Below are 21,340 nucleotides of genomic sequence, written 5' to 3'. Positions count from 1 at the left end.
TCAGCCTGGCATGCCGATCTCGGCCATGATCTCGACCGCCTCCCCACGAGAGGAGGCGCCGAGCTTGCGGTAGACCGACTGCACCTGCGATTTGACGGTGTGGCGCGAGACGTACAGTCGCTCGGCGATCTGCGGGAACGACAGATGGGTCGGCAGCAGGCGGACCAGTCGCAGTTCGGCCGTCGTCAGCGAGGACATCCCGGCGGCCGCGGCCACGGTGATCTGGTCGACGCGGGCGCGCAGTTGCCCGACGGCCGCCGGCAGGGTGCCGAGGTCGGGCCGGCGGCGCAGGATGGTGTGGGCCTGTTCGAGGACGGCATGAGCGCCGGACGGGTCGACGAGGGCCATGTACGTCCGGGCGAGTTCGAGCAGGGTCTGGACCGACACGCTCGGGAGGGCGTAGGTCAGCAGCGGTCGTAGCTCGGCGGCACGCCGGACGAACTGGCGGGCCTCGCGCATCTCGCCGCGGCGGGCGGCAGCGTGCGCGGCGACCGCGTAGACCAAGGCACTGGTCCAGTAAGCCTCGAGGTGTCCGGTGTCGACGAGTTCGACGGCGCGCTTGATCATCGCCTCGGCAGCGGCTCGCTCACCCCGCTCGGCCGCGATCAGGGACTGCTCGGCCAGAACCAGGGCCGCCAGCGGAGTGATGCCGAAGCCGGTCGCGACGTCGTACGCGTGGTTGAACCCGGCGTCGGCGCGCTCGAGCTCTCCCTCGAGCAACCAGGACATCGCCTCCGAATGCAGCATCGTCGCGCGGAAGGGGCTGGCCGGACTGAGCCCGTCGAGGGCCAGGACGCTGTCCGCACGCATCGCCGCGGGTCCCTCCCGGCAGAGATTGGCCCGCAGGTACGCCAGGGTCGCCGCGACGGTGGTGCCCTCCGGCAACGTCCCGCCGACGGGGAGACTCTCGGCGACGCCGACCCAGCGCTCGGCCTCGCGCGGCCTGCCGAGCAGGGCGAAGATCAACGCGCCGTGCGCCGCGACCGCGGCGTGCTGCGGTACGCGCGGGCGGCCGTCGAGGAGTTCCATCCAGCCGCGCACGGTGCCGACCCGGCCGCTGGCCCAGACCGGTTGCATGAGTTCGAGGACCAGCCGCGCGACCCGTTCGGTGTCACCGGCCGCGTCGGCGTGATCGACGGCGGCTTCGGCCATCCCGTTCGCCTCGTACCAGTCGGCGGCGCGGGCATGGAGCTCGCTGCCGAGGTCGGGATCGCCGCGCCGGAGCTCGGCCTGCAGGAACTCGCGCAGCAGATGGTGATACCGGTACCACTCGCCGCGTCGGTCGAGGGGGACGACCAACAGGTTGTGGCGTTCGAGATCGTCGAGCATCCGGGCCGACTGCTTCCCGCCGACGACGGCGTCGCACAGCGGCCCGCTCATCCGGTCGAGAATCGACGTACGGACGAGGAAGTCCGCCTGGGCGGGGGAGAGCCGCGCCAGCAGTTCGGACCGCAGGTAGTCGTCGACCAGGCGGTCGTCGCCGCTGAAGCTGAATCCGGTCGCCGGCGAGCCGGACTGGATCGCCAGTGCGGCCAGATAGAGACCGGCCGGCCAGCCCTCGGTACGCCGCACCAGCTCGTCGACCTCGGCGGGGGACACCTCCGCGTCGGCCAGGCGCAGGAGCGCGGCCGCTTCGGCGCCGTCCATCGCGAGGTTGTCGACGCCGATCTCGACGACCCGGCGGTCGACCCGCAACCTGGACAGCGGGAGCGGCACGGCATCCCGCGACGCGACGGCGAGCCGCCAGCCGGCCGGGACCCGGAACGCGAACTCGGCGATCGACGTCGCGCAGTCGGGGCTGGTGATCTCCTCGACGTGGTCGAGCACGACCAGCACCGGCGAATGCAACGCGCTGATCGACTCGACCAGCCGGGGTACGACGTCGACGCCGCCACCGGATGCAGCCAGCACAGTGCGCGCGTCCGCGCCGACGGGCTCGATCTGGTCGAGGGCGTCGAGGATGCCCGTCCACAAGGTGACCGGGTCGTTGTCGGAGCGTTCGCATGACACCCAGGCCACCCGCGGCCCGAATCGCTCGATCCATTGGGCCAGCACTGTCGTCTTGCCGTAGCCGGGTGGCGCCACCACGGCGACCACCGGCTCGTGCGATTCCATCAAGCGATCGATAACTGCGGTCCGCGGAACCAGGCGCTCACGCCCACCACGGACTCCTGACCCCACGCTGCGGCCCCGCGGGGTCACTGTCGGTGGCGCAGCGGGAACGGAGGCTGCGTCCGAACCAGTGTCCGGCCCCTGCACACGCCTGACGATACGCCAGGTCGGTGAACGCGCCAGGGGTTCTGGACGTCAGCTCGGGATCCAGGGCTTGCGCCAACCGCCGTACCCGGCCGGTACTTCGTCGGCCGCGGCCGGCCCCCAGGTCCCGGGCTGGTAGGTGTGGATCGGCGTCGGTGCGTCGAGTAGCGGTTGCATCACCCGCCACTGTTCCTCGACGGCGTCCTGGCGCGTGAACCGGGTGCTCTGCCCGGTCATCGCCGCGTGCAGCAGCACCTCGTACGGCGTGGGGCCCTCGCCGCCCTCGGCCGCGAACTCCATGTCCAGTTCGATCGGCGCGATCCGGGCGGTGTCCGTACGGTGCGCGTCCACCCGGATCCGGACCCCGGTCGACGGGTCGAGCTTGATCACCAACTGGTTCGGCTCGGCGATGTGCCCGCGGGGTCCGAAGCCCAGCCGCGGCGGCCGTTTGAAGACCAGCCGGAGCTCGGTCTGGGTGACCGGCAGCCGTTTCCCGGTGCGGATGAAGAACGGCACACCGGCCCAGCGCCAGTTCTCGATGTCGAGCCGGAGCGCGGCGTACGTCGCGGTGGTGGAACCCTTCGCAACCCCGTCGATGGCGAGGTAGCCGTCGTACTGGCCGCGGACGTAGTGGGCCGGATCGGCCTCCTCGATCGCACGGAACAAGGCGACCTGCGAGTCCTTCAATGTGATCGGATCGCCGCGCGACGGCGGTTCCATCGCGGCCGCTGCGACCACCTGCATCAAGTGATTGACGACCACGTCGCGCAGCGCGCCGACCGGGTCGTAGAAGTGGCCGCGGTCCTCGACGCCGAAGCTCTCCGCCATGGTGATCTGGACACAGTCCAAGAAGTTGCGGCTCCACAGCGGCTCGAGGATGGCGTTCGCGAACCGCAGGTACAGGATCTCCTCCAGCCCCATCTTCCCGAGGTAGTGGTCGATCCGGTACAGCTGCGACTCGTCGACGTACTGGTGCAGTGTGTCGGCCAGCTCGCGAGCCGACTGCTGGTCGTGGCCGAACGGCTTCTCGACCACGACCCGGGCGCCGGTTGTCAGCCCGGCCTCGGAGAGTCCCTGCACCACCCGGCCGAACAGGAAGGGCGGGATCTCGAGATAGAAGACCGGATTCTGGGCACCCTTGATCGCCTGGCCGACACGCTCGTAGACGGACGCGTCGGTGAAGTCGCCACCGACGTACGACAGCCGGTCCGCGAAGCTGTCGAAGACGGTCTTGTCGATGGTGACACCGGTGCCCTCGATCGACGTCCTGGCCCGGTCGACCAGTTGGTCGAGGGTCCAGTCGTCGGCCGCCACCCCGACGATCGGGCAGTCGAGCAGACCGCGCGCCTGGAGTTGGTAGAGCGAGCGGAACGTCATCACCTTGGCCAGATCACCGGTGATCCCGAAGATCACCAGCACGTCCGCGGCCGGCGCCTGCGAACCCGTCGGCGTCAAAGTCATGCCGGCCTCCTTCGATACCGGGAGATCAACCTGCGGTCACAGGTCATCCTCATCCGCCGGCCGGCCGAGCGGCATCACCCCGACCGGGTGATTCAACGGCTGTGTGAAGGTGGCGTGGCGTGCGGCGTCGGGTGGGTCAGTTCACCGTACGGCGGCGCCTCCGAGGAGCGGCCTCGTCGGGCGTTTCGATCGGCTCGGACGCCGCCTGGAGGTCGTGGTAGGCCTTACGGGTGTGCTCGGTGTGTTCGCGCATGATCTGGGCCGACTTGTCCTCGTCGCCCTCGCTGATCGCCTTCACCAGGCGGTTGTGCTCGCGCCAGGAGGCGGCACCACGGACGGGTGCGACGGGGGTGTAGTACCAGCGGACCCGGCGATCCACCTGGGCCGCGAAGTCGACCAGGAACCGGTTGCCGGACATCTGCGTGATCAGGCTGTGCAGCTCGCCGTTCGTCCGGACCGTGCTGTCGATGTCACCGGCCTCCTGGTACGCCGTGCCGACCTTGCACAGGTCCCGGAGCTTCGCCACGTCGTCCTTGGTCGCGTGCCGGGCCGCGAGCCGTGCGGACTCCGACTCCAGCGCCGCGCGAGCCGCGAGCAACTGGTCGACCTCGTCCTCCGCGGGCACGTGCACCATCGCGCCGAACCCCGGCCGCAGGTCCACCCAGCCCTCGTTGTTCAGCCGCTGCAAGGCTTCGCGCACCGGCTGCCGGGAGACCCCCAGCAGACCGGCCAGCTCGACCTCCACGAGGTGCCGCCCACGCTCGAGCGTGCCGTCGATGATCATCTCGGTCAGGGCCTCGTAGACGGACTCGCGCAACGGCGTCGGCCGCTTGACGTGCCGCACCCCCGCCGGTTCCGCTCCCGCACTGATGGTCGTCATGAGGTCCCTCCCGGAACTAAGCCTGGCACTTGGTAGACAGTCTACCAAGTGCCATGACCGGACATTTGCGTTCGGCGCCGATCAGGCAGCCGACTCGTCCGCGCCGCGACGGTGGTCGTCGTGGTGCAGGCGGGTTTCGTCGGTCAGCTGGGCGAGCTCGGCGTCGAGGTCGACCGGGGTGTTCAGCTCGTGCTGCAGCTCCGGGGCATCCGGGAACTGCGGGCGAGCCGCCAGAGCGCCGAACCTACGTGTGAAGATCATTTCAACCCTTCCTTGAATTCTGGCTTCTGTATACATTCAACCAGGCGTACTGACCGGTTATGCCCGCGTCTCACGTGATCCCGATTACGTACGACGTGATCCCGCTTACACGCGGGTCGAGTAGCTGTGAGCGCCCACCCCGGCCAGGCGGCCGCCGTCGACGATCAGGTACTCGTCGCGGATCGGCGTACCCGCCAGCCACGACTCCAGGATCTCCCGCGTGCCGGCGGCGTACCGGGTCTGGGCGGACAGCGACGAGCCGGATGTTCCAGCCGCCGTCGAGCACCACCTGGTGCGATGAGAGGTGTTGCGGACCAGGCCGAGGATCATCATCACCACGTGCTCGGCGACGCTGATGCTGTTGGAGTAGGTGACCTCGGCAACGGTCATGCCATGCTTGATCGCCGCGTCCAGGTCGACGTGGTCGGAGCCGATACCGGCCGTGATCGCGAGCTTGAGCACCGGACACGCTTCCGAGCAGGGCGCCCGGAATGAAGTCGATCGCCTTCGGAGTCGGTGCGGTCTGACCGCCCGGGTAGCGGTCGATGGTGGGGATGTCGTCGCGTGCGTACGGCGTCGGGTAGCCGTCGGCCGGGTCGTCGTACAGGACACAGAGGATCTTCGCCATGGTGTGGAATCTCCTTGTAGTGAAGGGACTTCCACACTTGCTGCGTCACGGTCCGACGGTCAAAGACTTGCTCGCTATGTCGAGATAGCCAGAACCCATCAGATGTACGTCGAGCAATTGGTCGAGCGCGGTGTGGACCCCGGCTTGCCGGGCGACGTCGAGCAACGCGCGCGCCAGTACGGGCTCTGGACTACGAGCCGCGATAACCAGGCCGACCCGTGGTCCGTGGGCGGGACTCTTCAGCGGTACGACGCGCATGCCGTCGGGCACTCCGAACATGTGCAGCCACGCATGCGAGATCACGGTCGACCAATGGTTGCCGTGCAGGTGGCTGTAGAGGCCGGAGACCGTGTCGCTCTCGATCGCCGGCGTGGCGGTGACGCCGTCGTCGGTGAAGTAGCCGTTCATGATCCGCCGGTTGCGCATGTCCGGGGAGAGCAAGCAGAGCGGCAGTGCGGCGACCTGAGCCCACGTTGCCACCGGCAACTCCGCCAGCTCGGAGTGCTTCGGGGTGAGCAACAGGTACCGCTCCTCGTACAGCGGGGTCTTCCGGACCTGGCCGAGCGTGTCGTCGTCGAGGTAGGTCATCGCGACGTCGAGATCGAACTCGGCGAGCTTCTGGGTGATGTCCCGCGACGACAGCGACTCGAGCGTGACCCGGGCATGGGTGTGCCGTTCGCAGAACGGGGTGGTGAGCAGCGAGACGACGGGCATCGCGGTCGGGATCGCGCCGAGCCGGAGCGTGCCGGTCAGACCGCCGCGCAACATCGAGAGTTCATGCCGGAGCGCGTCCTGTTCGGCCAGGATCCGCTGTGCCCAGAGCAGTACCCGTTCGCCCTCGGGGGTGAGTCCTTCGAACCGGCGGCCGCGGCGGACGATCGGTACGTCGAGCTCCTGCTCGAGCTTGCGGATCGCGGCGGACAGCGACGGCTGGGACACGTAGCAGGCGTCCGCGGCCCGGGCGAAGTGCTTCTCGCGGGCGAGGGCGACGAGGTACTCCAGCTGGCGGAGCAGCATCAGCGACCTCGGGACGGTGTGCAGTCGTCTGTATACATAAACCAACTGTAGTGAGCTGGGGCGGATGTCGGTAGGGCTCGGCGTACTGTGATGTGGGTCACAGGACGTCTCTAGGGCCTGCTCCCGTTCGACGGATAAGTAGGGATCCCCAACAGAAGGGTGTGGTGATGGAGAAGGTCACCTCGAAGGACGGCACCGAGATCGCGTACGACAGCTACGGGAGCGGGCCGGGGCTGGTGCTCGTGGCCGGTGGGTTCACCGACCGCTCGCGGTACGTGTCCGACGCCGAGGCGTTGTCGTCGGCGTTCACCGTGGTGAACTACGACCGGCGTGGTCGCGGCGACTCCGGCGACACGCTGCCGTACGCGGTCGAGCGCGAGTGGGAGGACCTCGACGCGGTGCGCTCGGCGACCGGTGCCCGGTTCGCCTGCGCGTACTCGTCCGGGTCGATGCTGCTGTTGCAGGCCGCTCTGCCGTTCGAGAAGCTGGCGGTGATGGAGCCGCCGTTCCGGGTCGACGGAGCACCGCCGGCGCCGGAGCGGTACCTCGAGCGGTTGCAGGAGTTCGTCGCGGCCGGGAACCCCGGTGGCGCGGCCGAACTGTTCATGGTCGAGGCGGTCGGGCAGCCGAAGGAGGTCGTCGACCAGATCCGGGAGACGCCGATGTGGGCCGGTCTGGAGGCTATCGCGCACACCCTGGTGTACGACGGGCTGCAGATGCGGGACAGCGCCGTACCGACCTCGTTGCTGGCGGCAACCCCGCAGGAGACGCTGGCACTCTTCAGCAACGGCAGCCCGGACTGGCTGAAGGACGCAGTCCAGCAGACCGCGGCCGCGCTGCCGCACGGAAAGGTGGAAGGGTACGACGGGACCTTCCACACTCTCCCGTCGGACACGCTGGCCCGCGCGCTGACGGACTACTTCCTTGCGTGAACCAACTGCCGTGGCCGGACGCGCTCAAGTACGCGCTTGAGGCGGGGTGCTAGCGGCTGCTCGACTCCGTAGTGCAGGGCGGCCGCGATGCCCACCATGGCGATCATCGTGGCGGCGACCAGGAGGATGTGATTCACCTGGTCGCCGAGCCGCTCGAAGATGATGAGACCGATGTGTGCGTGCACCAGGTACAGCGGATAGGTGTGCGCACCGAGGACGGCGAACCACGGCCGGCCGGTGAATCTCGGTGTGGTAGCGGAGGCCGACCCGGTCCGCGAAGCCGGTGCCGCGGTAGATTGCGTTACCGAGTGAGAGCGCGACGATCAGGAGCGCCTGCGGCGTCGCGCCATACCGGCGGATCAGGCAGAGCGCCATCCCGGCGATGAAGTAGTGGGAGAACTGGGTGTTCAGCACCAGATCGGTTGCGTGCGGCAACAGACCGGCCTGGAAGATCAGGGTGGCGGCCAGCTTGGCTCAACAGAAAGTCGTGACGCGGCGGTGGGTGATGCCGATCCAGGTCAGGATCAGGATCATCGCGTAGAACCGGACCTCGGCCCGCCGGCGTAGGCGGAGAACAGGTAGTGGTACGCCATCACCGCGACGGCCGCGCACATCCGCAACAGATCGATCTCGTGAAGCCGGGCTGATCGAGTTGGTTCCACATTCCCACTACACCGCACCAGAGCCGGCTGATCGTCAGTCCACGGCCTGATCCGGACTGCGACTTGCAGATGACGTCAGGACCGCACCGACTCGGGGTGCTCGGCAACAAGATGGTTGTACGCGGCAAGCACTTCGGCCGGAACCTCGACCTGGTCGATGAAGTTCTTCCCCCGCGGCCCGTAGCCCTCGGTGTCGTCGCGCAACCGCCTCATCTCACCGAGCACGAGCGACCGGAACCGCTCGCGACTCCAGACCTCCGGCGTCGCCGGACCAGAGCTGACGTGGTCACTGCCGATCCATGGGAGGAAGGGTGCCTGGCTGATCAGCGTTGTGCCGGGGAGGTCGGCGAAGGAGCGCTCGAAGCACGCGTGGGTCCGCCGCTGCATGGTCGGATCCTGGATCAGCAGCAGCGTCTGCGGCTCGTCGATCATCCGGCGGGTGAAGTCCGCGTTCTGACCACAGTTGGTGGACCGGTCCTCGACCACGATCGCCGCCGGCGGGACGTCGTACCGGATGAGCAGGTCGCGGAAGACGTGCGACTCCGGTCGTCCGCTCGTCTCGACGTCAAGCCCACGTCTGCGGACAGCTGCCTCGAGATGTTCCGTCGAGTGGCCGATGCCACCGCTCACCAAGATCCTCGGCGCGACGCCCTCGCGCTGCAGCCCTGCCGCGACCTCCACCGACTCGAGAACGGCGGACCCCATCAGCACAACGAGGTCGACGGGTCGGTCGATGGGGTCCCGACGCGCCAGGAACCGCCCGATCAGCGCCTCATCCAAAGCTGACGCGCTCCAGCTAGTCGGCTCCTCGATCGGCATCAGTTCGGTAGTCGCATAGGCATCAAGATGTACGCCGAGTCCGCGGCCGGACTGTCGTCGGGAGAGCGGAGGCCGGTGAGGTTGATCGGTTTCGTTGGTTGAGTGAAGGCGAAGTGCGCGATGGGTGCGCCCAGTGACGCGAGCCCGTCGAGCAGATAGCCGGCGTTGAACCCGGCAACCACCGGCTCACCGGTGAGCGTCGCCTCGACCGACTCCGAGGCCTGCGCCTCCTCACCGTTCCCGGCGTCGAGCGTCGCCGTCCCGTCCGCGAAGGTGACACGGACCGGCGCCGTCCGCTCGGCCACCAGGGCGACTCGTTTCACTGCCTCGACGAGCGTCGCCGTGTCCACGGTCACCGTGCTGGTGATCGCACCCTCTGCCGGGATCAGACTGCGGACCCTCGGGAAGTCGCCGTCGATCAGCCGGCTGGTCGCCCGACGGCCGCCACCCTCGAACCCGATCAACCCGTCCCCTGTGCGGGTTGAACCGAGCGCGAGAGTGAGTTCATGACCGGCCATCGCCTTGGCCACGTCGGAGAGCAGCTTCGCCGGGACCAGCGCGTTGGCCTCTCCGTCCGGATCGAGCGGCTCCCACGGGAACGTCCGTACGGCGAGGCGGTAGCGATCGGTCGCGAGCAGCGAGATGGTCGCCCCGCGGATCTCCACCCGGATCCCGGTGAACACCGGAAGCGTGTCGTCCCGGCCGGCGGCACTCACGACCTGCGCGACCGCGCGGGCGAACACATCACCGGCGACCACACCACTCGCCGCGGGCACCTCAGGCAGCGCCGGATACTCATTCAGGGGCAACGTGTGCAGGACGAATCTGGAACTCCCGCTGCTCACCTGCACCCGAGTCGCATCGCCGCTCAGATCCACCGAGTCCCGCGGCATGCTCCGGCAGATGTCCGACAGCAGCCGGCCGGACACCAGGAACCGCCCGTCGTCCGCGACCTCGGCCGCCACACTCACCTGCGCGGAACTCTCGTAGTCGAACCCGGACAACGTCACCTGCCCGTCCCCGGCCTCCACCACCATCCCAGCCAGAATCGGCACACTCGGCCGGCTCGGCAGCCCACGCGCCACCCACCCGACCGCCTCGGCCAGCACCTCACGCCCAACCCGAACCTTCATCCGCACTTCCTCCCCAACGAGAAGTACGACTCAATCACTCACCACCGACAGTTTTCTGCCGAAGCTGATCGACTCGAGCTGGTTCGCCTGGCGCCGGTTCAGGACGACCGCGGACGCAGCGCCCGGTACGACGTGACTCGGATCGTCGGCCGCCTTCGCCAGCAGCCCAGGCCATCGACGGCAATGGGTCGCCATACTTCCCGCCCGTACGATGCGACCGCGCACCCACTGCCCGTCCCGAGCCACGTCACCCGGCACGTCAAGGAGGACGAGATGCAGCGGCAGTCCGGCCCTCTTGGCCCGCCACCCGAGAAGTTGCCGTACCCACGGCCGAGTAGCGCAGTCATGCACCACCATCGGCCCGCCATCGCGCCGCATCGCTCTCAGCACACTCACGTAGTACGTGACATGCACGAGCGGCCGCCACCACGCATACGGCAGCACACCGAGCACCGGCATCCACCGATTCCGGATCCGCTCGGAGTCGAACACCCGCACCGCACTGTCCCCTGGGAACAGCCGCCGCAACAGCGTGCTCTTGCCCGCTCCCGGCACGCCGGCCACGACAACCACGGAGTCCGCCGAATACCGCAACTCGCGTGCCCCATCGACCCGATGTCGCACGCCCACCACGTCCACCATCTCGACCTCCACCACGCCACGCCTTCCGCCACTCGCCAGTACAGGTATGACGGACGAGCAAGCCCCACTGCCCCGAGAAGACGCTGAGAAGTCACTAGGAACTCCCTGAGAGAACCTCTACCGGGAGGTAGGTAACAAACTGTGATCCTCTTCGAGGAGTTGGACGTTAAAAGTTGACGCAGCGTCGCGATTCCGCCCATGATGCCTGCGCCGAGCCAGGGGGGTTCGGGCTCTTGTAGGGGGAAATCAATGACACAGCAGTACACGCAGCCGCCGCATGCCCAAATGCCGATGCAGCAGCCGCCGAAGCAGAAGAACACCACCAAGACCGCGCTGATCATCGTCGGATCGATCTTCGGTGGACTGGTTCTGATCGGAGCTCTCGGCTCGATCGGCGGCAACAAGTCCGCCGACAAGCCGGCCGCGGCTCCGGCGGCGACGACCACCACCGCGGCGCCGGTTCAGAAGGCGGTCCCGAAGACCGAAGCGCCGAAGGTCGTGGCGCCTAAGACATCCGCACCTCCGGTCAAGCCGACGCAGCCGGCGGCGCCGAAGCTCGCCTGCGAGGGCCAGGACGACCGGTCCGCGCCGTGTGAGGTGAAGGTCGGCTCCGCGTTCAAGCTCGGCTCCCACACAGTCCTGGCCGGCTGGAAGATCAAGGACTCGGGCTTCGGTATGACGATCGTCGGCAAGGCGAAGAACACCGACGACAAGACCAGCACGATGTTCATCGACGTCAAGTTCCTCAAGGGGGACGAGGTGGTCGCTCACGTCATGTGCAACACCGGCGACCTGGAACCAGGTCAGTCCGAGACCATGAACTGCATCCCCGACGGCACCTACACCAAGAAGTTCACCAAGGTCACCGCCGAGGCGACCTTCTAGCCAGGCGCTCGGACGCCCGCAACCCTCGGACGGGTTGCGGGCGTCCGAGAGGGTTAGCTGCGAGCGGAGGTGTTGTTTTCTGGGTCGGCTCGGTAGGCGCGGAAGGCGTCTACCAGGGTTGGGAAGACGTTGTGCTCGCCGACCGCGTCGACGACTCCGTACGCGCGGAGTGTCGCGAGCAGTTGGGTATCCGGCCGGACGAGTACGAAGCGGGCGTCGCGAGCGCGGCAGTAGTTGACCAGGTTGGCCAGGGTCACTCCGGCCGAGTAGTCGATGTCGTCGATCCCGCCGCAGTCCAGCGCTATCCAGCGAACCGGGTCGGGCGCACCCGAGATCACCGCCTCGAGGTCGTCGGCGAAGCGGTTGGCGTTGGCGTAGAACAGGGCCGCGTCGTAGCGGAAGACCACCAGTCCGGGCAGGCTCTGTGTGCCTGGCTTGGCCGGCAGGTACGTCGGCTCCCCAGCCTCGTCCTGGCCGATGACGTAGTCGCCCGGCGTGTACTGCCGCCGGACGAGATCGAGCAGCGACAACAAGATGGCGAGGATGATGCCCTGCTCGACACCGATGGCGAAGACGGTGACCATGGTGATCAGAGCCACCACGAACTCGTTGATGCGTCGCATCCTCAACCGCTGCAGGCCGGGCACATCGATCAGGCTGACGCCGATGAGGAAGACGATCCCGGCGAGGACCGCCTTGGGCATGTCGGACAGCAGGCCGGTAAAGAACAGTGTGAACAGGAGAGTGACCGCCGCCATGGTCGCGTTGGCGAGCTGACTGTGCCCCTTCTGCTCGTCGAGGATCTGCGTCTTCGTCGGGCTGCCGTTGACCACGAACGTGCCACTGAGGCCGGCGGCGATGCTGGCCCCGCTGAGCCCCACGATGTCCCGGTTGATGTTGACGGCGTCTCCGTGCTTGAACGCGAAGCTGCGGGAGGTGGCGGCGCTCTGGGCGATGATGAGCACGAAGCAGGACACGGCGGTCGGCAGCACCTTGCGCACGTCCGACCAGGAGACGTCTGGCGGCAGGCCGATCGGGGGGAATCCGCCCTGCACGGAACCGACCACGGCCACGCCGTGGGCGTGCGCGTCGGTCAGCGCCGAGATGGCGGTCAGCACCACGACGGCGACGACGGCACCGGGGACGGCCGGGATGAAACGCTTGAAGATCTGGATGATCGCGATCGTGAACAGCCCGAAGGCGAACGTGGCCAGGCTGGTCGACGACAGCGAGCTGATCCAGTGCCACTGCTGCTCGAACCAGTTGCCGGTGCCCTTGGAGATGCCGAGCAGGTCCGGAATCTGCCCGGACAGCACCTGGATGCCGACGCCGGTGAGGAACCCGATCAGTACCGACGCGCTCAGGAAGTCCCCGATGAAACCCAGCCGGACGAGACGCGCCACGATCAGCAGCGCACCGCAGATCAGCGCCGTCAGGCTGGTGAGGGCGAGCCAGTCGGGCGACCCGGGCGTGACCCCGGCGATGCCGAGACCGCTCAGGCCGGCCGCGAGTACGGCGGCAGTGGCCGAGTCAGCGCCCACGACGAGCAGCCGCGAGGAACCCAGCAGAACAAAAGCAAGGGTCGGAAAGATGATGGTGTAGAGCCCGGTCACTATCGGCGTACCGGCTATGGACGTGTAACCCATCACCTCCGGGATCGCCACCGCTGCCAGCGTCAGACCGGCGATGATGTCGCGGCTCAGCCAGGCTCGTTGGTACCCACGGAACGACTCGGGGATCAGGTTCATGCCTCCGGATCCTTCGGGCCGGGAACGGGGAGCACGTAGGTGATCACGAACGCCACTGCCACAGCCACGACGACCTGCGGTGTCACCTTCACACCGTCGGCGCCGAGCAACAGAGTGGCGAGCAGCGTTGCGGTCAGCGGCAGCCGGAGCATCGCGGCGCACATGGCCCCGATGCCCATGCCGATCGCCGGCGCCAGACTCATGCCGGGCAAACCCGCCGCGGCGATGCCCATGACCGCACCGATGAACATGGACGGGAAGACCGGTCCGCCGCGGAACGCGCTGAGCGAGAATCCGTACGCGAGCGTCTTGCAGACGCCGAGCAGGATCAGTACGCCGACCGAATAGTCCGCGGCGTCCTCGACCAGTTCGGGCAGCGCATCCTGACCGGAGAACAACACCTGGGTGAAGCTGTTGTCGGATATCAACTGGTAGACCATGGCCGTCAGGCCGATGGCGAGGCCGAGGCCGGCTGTCACCAGCACCCGGTTCACATGAACGATCGGACGCAGCGACAGCCCGATCCAGCGGATGATCCAGCCCAGGAGCGCACCGGCCGCGCCCATGGCCAGCGCCCAGGCCATCGTGGCCACCGTCGGGTCCACCGCCGGCGGCACTGTGGTGAGGGCCAGGGAGAAGCTGCCCAGTCCCGTCCAATTGTCCAGACCGACGAAGACCAGCGCGCCGATGCCGGAGGCCAGCAGCCCCGGTAGCGCCACCAGGCTCAGCGTCGCACCCCCGATGCCGGCGGTCTCCATGATCAGGAAGGCACCGAGCACGGGGGAACCGAGCAGCGTACTGATCGCCGCGAAGCTACCGGCCGACGCGATGATCGTCAGCGCCATCGGCGGCGCGTCTTTCTTGACCAGGTGCACGGTCAGCGCGGCAAGACCGCCACCGATAGCGATGAGCGGAGCCTCCGGCCCCAGTACGGCGCCGAGACCGAGTGTGGTCAGTGCGGCCAGGATGATGGCGGGGAGCTCCCGGTCGACCGGCGGACCTCCGCCGGTCTTGAACCCGAAGGCGGGCGAGTGGCCCGCGTTGCCAGGCAGGTAGTGGATGGTCAACCCGGTCAACAGTCCACACAGCACCAACCAGGGCACCGGCCACCACGCGGGTGCGCCCCCGGTGAACATGTCCTTCGGGAGATCGTCGAACAGGTACTCCTGAATCGCGCTGACCAGCGCCAGGAACCCGTAGGCGATGGCCGAGATCGGAATGCCCAGGAGCGCGGCGAGCAGCAGTGCCGAGAGATACCGCTTCGAACGGATGACTGTCTGCGGATCCATCGCCGGCGGACCGGCCGGCGGCGCGTCGATCGTCACGATGAGAACCCCCTCAGGCGCCCCTCCACCATCAGGTCGCGAGTCCCCGCCCGCATCGTCCCGCCCGGATGATCGCCGCCGAGCGCCCCGAGTCATCAGAAGCGCCCCCCGCACGGTTCGGGATTCGCGGAGCGGGTGGGGCGGGGCGACGCCGCATTCGCGGGGTAGCTAGCTTCGATCGGCCAGCGACGTCACCAGTGGCGGGGTGATGTCGTCAAGTGAGCGCACGACCACGGATGCGAGGCCGAGGGCATCCTTGTCGGGCGGAAAGGCCTGGGTGGGAACTGCGATGATGTGCAACCCCGCCCGGGCAGCCGACCGCAGTCCGTTGCTCGAGTCCTCGATTGCAACCGCCAGTTGCGCGTCCACGCCCAACTGTCGCACCACCTCCTCGTAGACCGCGGGCGAGGGCTTGCCGGCTCGCACCTCCTCGGTGGACACGGTGACACGGAACTTGCTTGCCAAGTTCGCAGACTCGAGGACGGCGTCGATCAGCTGCCGCGGTGACGACGACGCCAAGCCCAGCGGCCAGTGGCTTGCGAGTCGGTGGACGACCTCGATGGCGCCAGGCAGCAGCGGCAGCCGTGTCCGGTATCGGCTCGCCATGCGGTCGATGACTTGGGCCGCCACGTCCTGTGGCCGGCCAGGCACTCCGATCACCTCCGTCAGGTGGGCCGACCACTCTGGCGTGCTCATACCTTGCAATGCACGGGTCGCGTCGTCGGGCCAGGGTCGGTCGGCTTCGGCGGCGACTCCGCGACGGACCTCGTCCCACTGCTGCTCGGAGTCCACCAGAACACCGTCAAGGTCAAAGACGACTGCCTGCACCTCAGCCATTGCACTCCCTGGGTCGGTCCGAGCCGATCGCCTAGCTCCGTCAGCGCCAACTGTCGGTGTGACCAGCTGATGACGTCGAGTACTTCTGACGGCGGTGACGCCCCCGTAAATGCCTGAAATGTCACCAGAAATCAGGACAGGATCGTCGCATGACCACTCGGGAAGCGGCCGAGTCACGGGTATGCACGGAGATCAGGTCGGCGAGCTCCTCCGGAAGGCCTGGGGAGAAGTAGACGTGGCCCATGCCAGGGACGACGTGCAGGTGTGCATCCGGGATGGCGGCGGCCAGAGCCTCGCCGTGGGCCAGCGTGAAGATCGGGTCTTGGTCACCGTGGACGACTGTGGTCGGGGCACTGATCGTCGACAGCGGGGTGAGCAGGTCCGGGCCTTTCATCCGGCCGATCAAGCCGTGATGGGCGGCGGCGGACGGGTCGGTGGCCCTCGCCCAGCAGCGCTGGAGCATCGCTCTGACGGCCGGTTCGTCGAAGGGGCGAACGTCGCCGTTCATGACCCGGAAGATGGCTATGTCGGCTACCACGCCCGGCGGGGTGCCGTCCGAGTCAGCCAGGTACTGCAGGTAACGCGGGGTCGGCGGGGGCAGGTCGTCGGGGTCGGCGGGTTGCCCGGCCATGGCTCGTTGCGTAACCGGACCGGGATCGTGGCCCATGGGGGTACTGGAGAGCAGGGTCAGGGAGCGTACGCGGGCCGGCTCATGCACGGCCAGCCACTGCGCGATCACGCCGCCCATCGATGCCCCGGCGACGTTGGCCGACGGCAGCTCATAGGCGTTCAGGATGGCCAGAGCATCGGTGGCTAGGTCGGACAGGCCGTACGGATGCCGGTCGAAGTCGATGATGCTCGAGCGCCCGGTGTCGCGATGGTCGAACCGGATCACCTGCACGCCGCGAACGACGAGGCGGTCGACCAGCGCGTCGGGGAAGGTGAGGCCCTGAGCCGACGCGCCCGCGATCAGCAGAACGGCGGGATGATCGGGGTTTCCGGTCCGTTCGGTCCACAAGCGCAGCGGACCAGAGGTCACGAAGGTCTCGGACATGACAGATGACGATAGGCGACCCGTCGACGTGAGCCGACCGCATTTCCGTCGTCGCCTTTCACCCGACCGCTTCCAACCTCACGCCGGGTACACCTGGTTGTAGTCGATCAGCACTCTAGAGCGTCCAGACGTGTACGGCGGTGCGGTCTTCGGACAGCGTGAACCAGCTGCCCTCGCCGGCGGACCGCGGTGGGCCTGCGACGCGGAACGGATAGGTGATCTCGTCGTCCAGGGTGAGGTCGTGGAGCACCCAGTGGCGGGGACGCCGCTGTGCAGCGTCGGCGGCGATGATCGTTTCCTCGTCCGCGAATGCCCCCTCCAGGTCCCAGTACACCCGTCCGTCGGTGCTCGCCGGGAGGACGCCCGTCGCGTCCAGCTCGCGCCGGACCGAGCCGTCCTCGTTGTGCAGGGACAGGGTCTCCTGGGTGACGTCGAGGGTAAGCAATCGGCCGGACGGGCTGACCGCGAGCAGGATCAGCTCGTCGTCGATCTTCGCCACGGACAACTGCCCGTCCCACCGACCCGACAAGACGGGTGAACCCTCCTCACCCTCACCGATGCTCAGGTTCATCCGGGACGGGTCCGGATGCGAGGTATGAAACGAGCCGGAGGCCACCGTGCCGGTCTCCGCGCGTCCCAGTACCTGGCCGTCCGCAGCGTCGAGGACGAGCCACGCTTCGTCGTCCGGGTCACAGACATGCGCCCAGACGAGCTTGCCGTCGCCCGACACGGCGGCCGATCCGTGGTCCGCGGACTCGTGGTCCTCGCCGGCGACGTACTCGTCCGGCGACGCGTGCATCGCGCCGCAGCCGCCCCAGCAGGCGTGCGGCAACTCCCAGCGGGTGTTTCCGGCCGGATCCACCGCGCGAACCGCGTGCAGACCCGCGAACACGGCGAAGTCGCCCTGGGGGGACACGGTCGCCGTGCCGAAGCGGCGCGGCCACGGCGCCAGGAAGCGCGCCTCGCGACCCGAGTCGAGATCGAGAGCCACCAGTTCGGTGTCACCCCGCTGCACCAGCAGTCGATGCACCACTTCGGGAGCGTCGGCGTTCACGGGATCCAGCGGTGCGGGGACAGTAGCGAGCAGGCGGGCGACAGTCACCCGCTCACCCTACGGCGACTCACCGAAGGCCATCGCCGCACTCGAGCGTCGAGGGACGGTCACCGAACCTCACCTACGACCACCGGACCACAGATAGCCCCACGACCGAGGTCTCGGCTCTGCGCTATCAGGTGCACCCCGCGCCTGACTTGCCGTTCTGTGGGCGCCCCCGGCAGGACTCGAACCTGCGACCAACGGATTAAAAGGCCGCCGGACCGCATCGGCAGGGGCAGATTTGAGCCACACGACGCGAGTCCGGATTTAGTCGACTCTGGCACCTCTGTTACTTGCCAGTTCGTTCCACAAACTGTTCCACGGCCAGCCGACCGGACGCGATGAGCCGAGCGAGCTGGCGCCAGGAGGCGTTGTGGTGTCGCGTGAATGCGGATGGCCGCCCCCGGAGGGAGGCAGCCATCGACCCGCACCCTCGCCCACCCTCCTCAAACCCGGCGAGCAGTCAGCACTGCACTAAAGCAGATACCCAGAAAGCATGTTCCCTTAGGCACGAATAGCGTTGTCCAGGATGTAGCCAACGAGGCGTCTCTCCGCGCACCGGCTCTCACCGAGTGTCGTTATCTGGGGTGTTGTCGACACTGCTCTGGACCTCGTCATCGACGCAATGCGGCGGTTCGGGGCGGTTCAAGCCTCACGTGCCCGCGTCCATGCGGGTGTTCACCGTTGAAGTTGACCGGGTTTACGCAGGTCGCAGTTTTGCGCAACGCACTGGCAGTGGAAAGGGACCAATGGACCGAGAGCATCCACGGCCGGATGCAGGAAGCTACGACCCGAACGCTTCTTGGCGCGGTACTAGCGAAGTGGCATGACCCGGCGCCAGCCGTCGAAGACGAGGGTGGGCCGCATGCCGACCGACAGGTAGAGGCCGAGGGCCGGGGTCGGATTGTTGGTGTCGACGTGCAGGATCGTGCCGGCCCGCCCAGCAGCCGCATCACCGGCGAATGCGTCACGCAGCAAGAACTTCGCCAGTCCCCTCCCCCGGAACTGTTCGAGGACGCCGAGCATGCCGACGGACCCGCAGTTCTCGGCCTCGACGAACTCGTCGTTGCAGCTTCGCACCGCCACTGCCCGCCCGTCGATCTCGAGCAGGGTCAGCTGGGACCAGTCGAAGGTCGAGCTCGCGCCGAGTGCCTCGACCCACTCGTCGTGCGGACGAGGGACGAAGCCGTACTGGCCGCGGAAGCTGTCGATGATGACCTCATGAGCAGTCCAGCGGGTGGTGTCGTCGAACGCCCCGCGGCGTACCACCACGCCCGCGGGTGGATCGGGCACGGCAACGGCTCCGGTGTGATCGATCCGCATCCGGTGGAACGTCGTACAGGCTGCGAAGTCATGATCAGCCAGTAGAGCGCACACCAGCTCGTCATCGCGATAGACCCACGAATCTACGGTGATCTCGGCGTGTCCGTGCTCGCGTCCCATCTGCCTGGCACGTTGCAACGCGTGATCGACCAGCCAGGCGACGACCGCCTGCTCCTGCGACACCACCTCGAACTCGATCACCACGCCGTCGCCCTTGCAGAAAGTCGTCGCGTAGCCAACCGGCCGCCCATCGGCCGCCAGCACGAGGAGGCCGTCGGTTGCCCGCTCGAATCCGGGCTCGGCGAGGCCGTCCGCGACCTCGTCCAGCGTGCAATCGGCGAACCCGACCACCGCCGTGTTGTAGGCCGACCTGAGATCGAAGATCCCCTCGGCATCGGTCAATTCAGGAGCACGGACGATGTACCTATCTGGCAGTACGACGCTTGGCTGCATAGCTCCATTCACCACCGGTGAGCGATGTCGATGACCAGCCGGCTGCCTGATCCCGGACCTGCGAGGGTGAAGACGCGGAACGGCAGGCGGGCGCGGACTCCGATACCGAACACCGTAAAGCCTTCCGCGGAACCACCGCTGGCAACCTGCCGGAGTGTGCGGTAGCCGGTCACATCGGCAACCTCCAGCTCGTTTGGTGGCTGGAAAGCCGGTCGTCCGGTCGCGTCGACCTCGTTGCCGTCGATGGCGAACTCGAGTTGCGCGCCGCCACGCAGCGGCATGGGACGGTTGGTGTGGGTGTAGAACACCTCGGATGCGTAGCGCACGGTGTATCCGGGCGGCTTGCCCGAGATGTCGAACACGACGCGGTCGAAGCAGGAGTGCCGTCCGGTCCGGACGTTCGTCAACACAGCGGTCGTGCTGCGGTTCATTGCCTCGGACAATGAGCCCCAGCCTGCGGGGCAGGAAGCGCTGGTGCCGGCGGTGGCGGCCGCCGGGACAGCGACCGCTCCCGCCGGCACCGCAACGACTGCGAGGACTGCGAGCGCGGTGCGTAGCGATCTCACGGCGTTCACCAGCTGTGGGCGACGTCGACGACGACGCGGCCGGTGGCGCCTGGGCCGGTGAGGGTGAAGACGCGGAACGGGAGCCTGGCGCGAACTCCCAGCCCGATCGTTGTCTGGCCCTCGAAACTGCCGGCGGTCGCGACCTGCCGGAAGGTTCGGTAGCCGCTCACGTTGGTCAGCTCGTCGACGTTCGTCGGGTTGTAGGTGCTGTGCACGTTGTCATACGACGGAACGCTGAGGATGATCTCGAGTTTGGCGCCGCCGCGAAGCGGGACAGGTCGGCCCTCGCCTACCGTGGACACCTCCTTCACGTAGAACACGCGGAACCAGGACGGCTTGCCCTTGACGTCGAACACGATCCGGTCGAAACAGGCGTGCCGGCCGGTCCGGACGCTCGTCAGGTGACCTGGGCCGGTGTACGTGCTTGCCTCAGGCAATGAACCCCAGCCGGTGGGACAACCGGCGGCAGTCGCGGTCGTTGTCGCGTTGGCGCCGGCGACCGCAGGTACAGCGACGGCTCCCGCCGGTACTGCGGCGATCGCCAGTACGGCGACTGCGGTGCGGATCGGATTGCGGATATGGATGATGGTGTGAATACATTTCACGATGCCCCCCTTTGGACACCAGTTAGATGCACCGGGCAACCTCAAAGTTTCTCGATCAGCCCAAGCGATTTCGACCCACCATCATTTCAATCGAGCAATTGAGCGAACCTATAGCCAATTTCCAGGCAAACCATTCCACCTGAACAACCCGTTGTCCTCATGCTGACCAGCCCAAGGCGAAGTGGTCACGCGGCCCCATGGTCACCGCAGACCCGGTGGCGCCAGCAGCAGCTCAGCGAGTCGGACACCTCTCGCCAGCGCCGACACTTCAGTCGGCTCGACCCGCGTGCCGGTGGCGGTTTACTTACTGGATCGTCGATGCGTCAATACCAGCCGAATCTTCTGCGACTCGGCCAGCTCAGCGAGCGCCTGCCCAACATCGTCGACCGTCGGGCCGAGTGTCGAACTGACGTGCTGCCTCTGACCGGTCCTCCAGCAGGAGTACGTGCCAGCAGCGCTCCTCGCAATTTCGTCAGGGTCATAGTCGTCCTGGTGGCGCTTCGGCCAAACCCAGTTGATTTTCCAAGAACCATGGCTGCACACGGTCAGCTGACCAGACCACTCCTGCAACCCCGCGGCATAGACGTAGACACCTCTGCCTGCAGCTCTGCTCGCTTGCGATCCGCGGCCACCTGGTGCCGTTCCCAATCAACCATGTTCTGACCTGACTTGGGTCACCTGGACAGGTTTTTGGGGACCAGGTCGCGCTGACCTGCGGTGATCGGCTTGGTTAGTGTGCCGTCAAGGCACTAATTCG

Annotated in this window: 20 protein-coding genes and 1 tRNA gene; 2 read left to right on the top strand and 19 right to left on the bottom strand. The window is 67.4% G+C overall.

Annotated elements, in window-relative coordinates; all coding sequences use genetic code 11:
* From AB0E63_RS26630 to AB0E63_RS26605, 6 genes are all read right to left on the bottom strand, one after another.
* Positions 1-2,115 (bottom strand): LuxR C-terminal-related transcriptional regulator, encoded by a 2,115-nt coding sequence (locus tag AB0E63_RS26630; protein ID WP_360371720.1) that lies wholly within the window; start codon positions 2,113-2,115, stop codon positions 1-3.
* A 192-nt stretch (positions 2,116-2,307) separates the two neighbouring features.
* Complete coding sequence (zwf, locus tag AB0E63_RS26625; protein WP_360371717.1) at positions 2,308-3,717, bottom strand: glucose-6-phosphate dehydrogenase; 1,410 nt, start codon at positions 3,715-3,717, stop codon at positions 2,308-2,310.
* Between the two features lie 136 nt (positions 3,718-3,853).
* Complete coding sequence (locus AB0E63_RS26620; RefSeq protein WP_360371714.1) at positions 3,854-4,597, bottom strand: GntR family transcriptional regulator; 744 nt, start codon at positions 4,595-4,597, stop codon at positions 3,854-3,856.
* An 81-nt stretch (positions 4,598-4,678) separates the two neighbouring features.
* On the bottom strand, positions 4,679-4,858 hold the full coding sequence (locus AB0E63_RS26615; protein ID WP_360371711.1) for a hypothetical protein: 180 nt from the start codon (positions 4,856-4,858) through the stop codon (positions 4,679-4,681).
* 105 nt (positions 4,859-4,963) lie between these two features.
* The gene (locus AB0E63_RS26610) at positions 4,964-5,320 is read right to left on the bottom strand and encodes a hypothetical protein (RefSeq protein WP_360371708.1); all 357 of its coding nucleotides are present in this window, start codon (positions 5,318-5,320) and stop codon (positions 4,964-4,966) included.
* Between the two features lie 211 nt (positions 5,321-5,531).
* A complete protein-coding gene (locus tag AB0E63_RS26605; RefSeq protein ID WP_360371705.1) occupies positions 5,532-6,503 on the bottom strand; it encodes a LysR family transcriptional regulator in 972 nt (323 codons plus the stop codon).
* A gap of 167 nt (positions 6,504-6,670) precedes the next feature.
* On the opposite strand from AB0E63_RS26605, the gene AB0E63_RS26600 reads away from it, so the two are divergent.
* Positions 6,671-7,435 carry an alpha/beta hydrolase gene (locus AB0E63_RS26600; RefSeq protein WP_360371703.1) on the top strand — a complete coding sequence of 255 codons (765 nt, stop codon included), beginning with the start codon at positions 6,671-6,673 and terminating at the stop codon, positions 7,433-7,435.
* Here AB0E63_RS26600 and AB0E63_RS26595 read toward each other — a convergent pair.
* The 4 genes from AB0E63_RS26595 to AB0E63_RS26580 all read right to left on the bottom strand — a co-directional run bounded on the left by AB0E63_RS26595 (position 7,420) and on the right by AB0E63_RS26580 (position 10,691).
* Positions 7,420-7,620, bottom strand: a complete 201-nt coding sequence (locus AB0E63_RS26595) for a hypothetical protein (RefSeq protein WP_360371700.1) — start codon at positions 7,618-7,620, stop codon at positions 7,420-7,422. The genes AB0E63_RS26600 and AB0E63_RS26595 overlap by 16 nt on opposite strands.
* A gap of 552 nt (positions 7,621-8,172) precedes the next feature.
* Complete coding sequence (locus tag AB0E63_RS26590; RefSeq protein ID WP_360371697.1) at positions 8,173-8,916, bottom strand: YdcF family protein; 744 nt, start codon at positions 8,914-8,916, stop codon at positions 8,173-8,175.
* A complete protein-coding gene (gene dnaN, locus AB0E63_RS26585) occupies positions 8,916-10,049 on the bottom strand; it encodes a DNA polymerase III subunit beta (protein ID WP_360371695.1) in 1,134 nt (377 codons plus the stop codon). Before dnaN ends, AB0E63_RS26590 begins: the two co-directional genes overlap by 1 nt.
* A 30-nt stretch (positions 10,050-10,079) precedes the next feature.
* On the bottom strand, positions 10,080-10,691 hold the full coding sequence (locus AB0E63_RS26580; RefSeq protein WP_360371693.1) for an AAA family ATPase: 612 nt from the start codon (positions 10,689-10,691) through the stop codon (positions 10,080-10,082).
* Between the two features lie 249 nt (positions 10,692-10,940).
* Here AB0E63_RS26580 and AB0E63_RS26575 point away from each other — a divergent pair, with 249 nt between their 5' ends.
* Positions 10,941-11,576 (top strand): hypothetical protein, encoded by a 636-nt coding sequence (locus AB0E63_RS26575; protein ID WP_360371691.1) that lies wholly within the window; start codon positions 10,941-10,943, stop codon positions 11,574-11,576.
* A 53-nt stretch (positions 11,577-11,629) separates the two neighbouring features.
* Here AB0E63_RS26575 and AB0E63_RS26570 read toward each other — a convergent pair whose 3' ends face one another.
* The 9 genes from AB0E63_RS26570 to AB0E63_RS26530 all read right to left on the bottom strand — a co-directional run bounded on the left by AB0E63_RS26570 (position 11,630) and on the right by AB0E63_RS26530 (position 20,583).
* Positions 11,630-13,324, bottom strand: coding sequence for a SulP family inorganic anion transporter (locus tag AB0E63_RS26570; protein WP_360371688.1), 1,695 nt, complete (start codon positions 13,322-13,324; stop codon positions 11,630-11,632).
* On the bottom strand, positions 13,321-14,649 hold the full coding sequence (locus AB0E63_RS26565) for a chloride channel protein (RefSeq protein WP_360371685.1): 1,329 nt from the start codon (positions 14,647-14,649) through the stop codon (positions 13,321-13,323). The genes AB0E63_RS26570 and AB0E63_RS26565 overlap by 4 nt, the downstream gene beginning before the upstream one ends.
* A gap of 168 nt (positions 14,650-14,817) precedes the next feature.
* Positions 14,818-15,486: an HAD family phosphatase gene (locus AB0E63_RS26560; RefSeq protein WP_360371682.1), complete on the bottom strand. Its 669-nt coding sequence runs from the start codon at positions 15,484-15,486 to the stop codon at positions 14,818-14,820.
* Between the two features lie 121 nt (positions 15,487-15,607).
* Entirely contained in the window at positions 15,608-16,540 is a 933-nt protein-coding gene (locus AB0E63_RS26555; RefSeq protein WP_360371679.1) for an alpha/beta fold hydrolase, read from the bottom strand.
* 115 nt (positions 16,541-16,655) lie between these two features.
* Positions 16,656-17,642 (bottom strand): hypothetical protein, encoded by a 987-nt coding sequence (locus AB0E63_RS26550; protein ID WP_360371676.1) that lies wholly within the window; start codon positions 17,640-17,642, stop codon positions 16,656-16,658.
* 164 nt (positions 17,643-17,806) lie between these two features.
* A tRNA-Lys gene (locus AB0E63_RS26545) sits at positions 17,807-17,873 on the bottom strand.
* 576 nt (positions 17,874-18,449) lie between these two features.
* On the bottom strand, positions 18,450-19,361 hold the full coding sequence (locus tag AB0E63_RS26540; protein WP_360371673.1) for a GNAT family N-acetyltransferase: 912 nt from the start codon (positions 19,359-19,361) through the stop codon (positions 18,450-18,452).
* A 59-nt stretch (positions 19,362-19,420) separates the two neighbouring features.
* Positions 19,421-19,978, bottom strand: a complete 558-nt coding sequence (locus AB0E63_RS26535; protein ID WP_360371670.1) for a hypothetical protein — start codon at positions 19,976-19,978, stop codon at positions 19,421-19,423.
* 5 nt (positions 19,979-19,983) lie between these two features.
* Positions 19,984-20,583, bottom strand: coding sequence for a hypothetical protein (locus AB0E63_RS26530; RefSeq protein ID WP_360371667.1), 600 nt, complete (start codon positions 20,581-20,583; stop codon positions 19,984-19,986).
* Positions 20,584-21,340: the final 757 nt, after the last annotated feature.

Origin of the sequence: Kribbella sp. NPDC026596, assembly GCF_040638415.1 — a bacterium.
Taxonomy (GTDB): domain Bacteria; phylum Actinomycetota; class Actinomycetes; order Propionibacteriales; family Kribbellaceae; genus Kribbella.
Note: the sequence above shows the minus strand (reverse complement) of the source record. Positions and strands in the feature narration are given on the sequence as shown.

Excerpts from the sequence above, each read along its gene's own strand:
- AB0E63_RS26590 (WP_360371697.1), bottom strand. The coding sequence starts at position 8,916 with ATGCCGATCGAGGAGCCGACTAGCTGGAGCGCGTCAGCTTTGGATGAG.
- AB0E63_RS26560 (WP_360371682.1), bottom strand. The coding sequence starts at position 15,486 with ATGGCTGAGGTGCAGGCAGTCGTCTTTGACCTTGACGGTGTTCTGGTG.
- AB0E63_RS26615 (WP_360371711.1), bottom strand. The coding sequence starts at position 4,858 with ATGATCTTCACACGTAGGTTCGGCGCTCTGGCGGCTCGCCCGCAGTTC.
- AB0E63_RS26630 (WP_360371720.1), bottom strand. The coding sequence starts at position 2,115 with ATGGAATCGCACGAGCCGGTGGTCGCCGTGGTGGCGCCACCCGGCTAC.
- dnaN (WP_360371695.1), bottom strand. The coding sequence starts at position 10,049 with ATGAAGGTTCGGGTTGGGCGTGAGGTGCTGGCCGAGGCGGTCGGGTGG.
- zwf (WP_360371717.1), bottom strand. The coding sequence starts at position 3,717 with ATGACTTTGACGCCGACGGGTTCGCAGGCGCCGGCCGCGGACGTGCTG.
- AB0E63_RS26620 (WP_360371714.1), bottom strand. The coding sequence starts at position 4,597 with ATGACGACCATCAGTGCGGGAGCGGAACCGGCGGGGGTGCGGCACGTC.
- AB0E63_RS26555 (WP_360371679.1), bottom strand. The coding sequence starts at position 16,540 with ATGTCCGAGACCTTCGTGACCTCTGGTCCGCTGCGCTTGTGGACCGAA.
- AB0E63_RS26570 (WP_360371688.1), bottom strand. The coding sequence starts at position 13,324 with ATGAACCTGATCCCCGAGTCGTTCCGTGGGTACCAACGAGCCTGGCTG.
- AB0E63_RS26600 (WP_360371703.1), top strand. The coding sequence starts at position 6,671 with ATGGAGAAGGTCACCTCGAAGGACGGCACCGAGATCGCGTACGACAGC.
- AB0E63_RS26605 (WP_360371705.1), bottom strand. The coding sequence starts at position 6,503 with ATGCTGCTCCGCCAGCTGGAGTACCTCGTCGCCCTCGCCCGCGAGAAG.
- AB0E63_RS26575 (WP_360371691.1), top strand. The coding sequence starts at position 10,941 with ATGACACAGCAGTACACGCAGCCGCCGCATGCCCAAATGCCGATGCAG.
- AB0E63_RS26580 (WP_360371693.1), bottom strand. The coding sequence starts at position 10,691 with ATGGTGGACGTGGTGGGCGTGCGACATCGGGTCGATGGGGCACGCGAG.